The organism is Pseudescherichia vulneris (assembly GCF_902164725.1).
In the GTDB taxonomy this organism is placed as follows: Bacteria; Pseudomonadota; Gammaproteobacteria; order Enterobacterales; family Enterobacteriaceae; genus Pseudescherichia; species Pseudescherichia vulneris.
Window position 1 is genome coordinate 4,053,857 of the sequence record NZ_LR607338.1, and the last position, 651, is coordinate 4,054,507.

A 651-nucleotide genomic window follows, 5' to 3' on the forward strand; every position below is an offset into this window, starting at 1 on the left:
ACAGTCCACGGGGTATATTCTGTCCGGTCCTGCGTATGCACGGCTATCGCGAGCCGCGGATCCAACCGCCGGAAAGCTATCGCCACGGTATTCCGCAATGCGATAGCGGTTCACCCAACGAGCTGTGGAGCTACGGTGAGGAGAACTTCGCCATCATGCAGCGCTGGCTGGGTGTCCGCGAGGCGCTACGCCCCTATATTGATGAACTTTACGCCAATGCGCATCATCACGGCGATCCGCTCATGCGTCCGCTCTTCTGGCACTATCCTGACGAGGCGGAAAGCTGGCAGGTGGAAGACCAATATCTGTTTGGCCGTGATTTACTGGTCGCTCCGGTTATGCACGCCGGTCAACGTCAGCGCGATGTTTGGCTACCGGGCGACCACCAGTGGGTCAATTTACAGGGAGAGTGCTATCAGGGCGGGCAGCGTATTTCGGTTCCTGCTGAACTAGAGACGATCCCGCTCTTTATTCGGGAAGGCAGCCCGCTGATTTCGCTGCTGGTAAAGTAAATCCCTAAATAAGCCGGTTATGCCCTCGTGGCATGCCGGTATTTCGATAATGATTCGCCTGTGGAGCCAGCTTATGGGTTCATCTGCTGAAGACCATTTTTTGTAGAAAAAACCGCTGTGATCTTGACCCGCCATTTCC

1 pseudogene is annotated in these 651 nt (G+C 55.5%); it reads left to right on the plus strand.

Annotation, left to right across the window (positions count from 1 at the left end):
* A pseudogene (locus FN633_RS16765) lies at window positions 1-512 on the plus strand (glycoside hydrolase family 31 protein); the annotation flags it as partial.
* Window positions 513-651: the final 139 nt, after the last annotated feature.